Source organism: Neptuniibacter caesariensis (assembly GCF_000153345.1).
Classification (GTDB): domain Bacteria; phylum Pseudomonadota; class Gammaproteobacteria; order Pseudomonadales; family Balneatricaceae; genus Neptuniibacter; species Neptuniibacter caesariensis.
Genome location: NZ_CH724125.1, coordinates 780,817 through 783,196 on the forward strand (window position 1 = coordinate 780,817; position 2,380 = coordinate 783,196).

Annotated in this window: 2 protein-coding genes; both read left to right on the plus strand. The window is 44.1% G+C overall.

From position 1 onward, the window contains the following. The first annotated feature begins 177 nt into the window (after positions 1 to 177). A complete protein-coding gene (locus tag MED92_RS03830) occupies positions 178 to 666 on the plus strand; it encodes a tautomerase family protein (protein ID WP_007020173.1) in 489 nt (162 codons plus the stop codon). A 271-nt stretch (positions 667 to 937) separates the two neighbouring features. Continuing rightward, a partial coding sequence (locus MED92_RS03835) for a TonB-dependent receptor plug domain-containing protein (RefSeq protein WP_162010849.1) occupies positions 938 to 2,380 on the plus strand: 1,443 nt, incomplete at its 3' end.

Sequence of the window (2,380 nt, forward strand, 5' to 3'; positions counted from 1 at the left end):
AACCGTCATGCTCTACAACCGCAATGAATGTCCTCAACAAATCACTACTTATGTTTGGTTGCACCATCACCACCTCCCAACCAATCGCAATTTACGATCAATTAAATAATTATAAATCGTTATTATTGAACTCTATACAAGATTAAGCTGTCCTTCAAGCACATGGAGGAGATCAAGATGCCCTATATTTCTGTTCAATTATCATCACCTACAGACCCTATTACAGCAGACAACCTGGCCAAGGGAATAACGCATATACTGAGCAATGATCTGGGTAAAAAAGAAGAGCTAACCGCTGTAAACATTACTTATAGCAGCTCATCACAATGGTATATTGGTAACCGTTCGCTCGACACTCGCCATGAACAAAGCGCCTATGTTGATATTAAAATCAGCGAGGGCACCAACAGCAAAGCCGAAATAAAGACCGCTATCGCCAAGCTATATGAACTGCTTAACGACCAATTGGGTAATCTTAGTGAAGTTAGCTACATCACTATTGATGAAGTAAACCAAACTAATTGGGGTTACGGTGGAAAAACACAGCATGAAAGAGCAATTAAACGTACTGAGAGCGGAGCAATAGATACGGCGTTCTACCTAAACAAGGGGCGCAAAGAGCGAGCTGTCTCGTTTTCTAGTATTTTCAAACGAATCTGCACCTAAGTTTTACATCCTTTAGCTCTCGTTAATTTAGCTTTACGAGAGCTTTTTTTCCTTAGCATCTTGCACACCCAATACAAATGAGTATAATTCTCATTCGTTTTAATGTGCACCCCTTCAAGCACATCATTAGCCAGCCAGCAGCCCCCCTGTTTAGCCAGCCATTTTAATTTTCAGTTTTACTGAGGCCCTCGAAATAGTAGCCATCTACTTGCAGGCCTAATTAAATGAGAGCTAGACAATGCTAAATGCTAAACACTTTCCTTGCGCTATCATGTTGCTCCCACTTGCTATTGTGGATGTAAACGCGGAAACAGCCCAACAAGACCAAATGGTAATCACCGCTAAAGCACCTGTGACTGAAGCAGACTTTGCCGGTTCTGTAACAACTGTCACTGCAGAAGAGATCCAACTCAGCGGCGCTACGAATATATTAGAAGCTATTCAGATGGTCCCCGGGATCTCTGTCAATAGCGTATCTTCTCAAGCAAGTGGCCGAAACGGTATCAGCATCCGCGGCATGGAAAACAACCATACACTGATACTAATCGATGGACGCCGCATCAGTGACACGGATACCAACGTGCCCTTCTCCGACTTTCAATACAACTGGGTGCCGCTTGTCGCCGTGGAGCGCATCGAAGTTGTGCGCGGCCCTATGTCAAACCTATACGGCTCTTCAGCGTTGGGCGGTGTAATTAACATCATCACGACAAATGCTGATAAGGAATGGAGCACAACAGTAGAAGCTCAGCTGTCAAAAGTCGATTTAGGGAACGGTGGTGATGCTAAAGACTTTTCTTTGGCAACATCGGGCACATTGGGTGATAGCGTTGATTTAAGCTTTGCCATTGAACAGCAGGATAGTGACGCATTTCAAAACAGTTTTCCTAGTGGCTCATCCGCGAATAAAGAAGGCAAAGACTCACGCAATCTGATTCTTAAAGCCGGCTTCAACATTAGCGAAAACACGAGACTGGGATTCAATATAGTAGACAGTGACGACGACCGTACCCAGTATCCTGATACGTTAAGCTACACAATTAAACGTAATCAGACGGGTCTCGAACTAAGTAATTCAATCAACGGTTTTGATATCAATACCAACATTTACCGCAGCACATCTGATAACGATATTGAGAGTCAGGCATATGTCCATAAACTGGAAGAAAATGTCGCTACTGTCGATTTAGGCGGCCAACTCAATGAACAGCACTTTCTTACCGCAGGCGTAGAGTACAGTAACGAGGAATACCATAAGGATTACGACAGCACCTCCAGTTTCGAATTTAAAGACAAATTCAAAAGCTGGTCAGCGTTTGCTCAGGACCGTTTTGACCTATCTGATGAATTAACACTAACCTGGGGGGCACGTTACGATGACCATCAACGTTTTGGTAATGCATTGAGCCCTAAAGCCTATTTAAACTGGGATATCAGTGACGCCTGGCAGATTAAAACGGGCTATGGCGAAGGGTTTAAAGCCCCTGCGGTTAAAGACGCTTCAGATGCGTACAATTTCGAGTACACCTACCCAACCGCTTTTGGCGGCCCCGGCGGCTCTCCCAGCGCATTCCAGCGAAATGTATTCCTGGGTAATTCTGATCTGAAAGAAGAAACCAGCAGAACTATCGAATTTGGGGCTGATTATTCTCAGGGGAAATTAAACGGTGGTTTCACCCTTTTCCATAGTAAAGTTAAAGACCTCATCAGTACC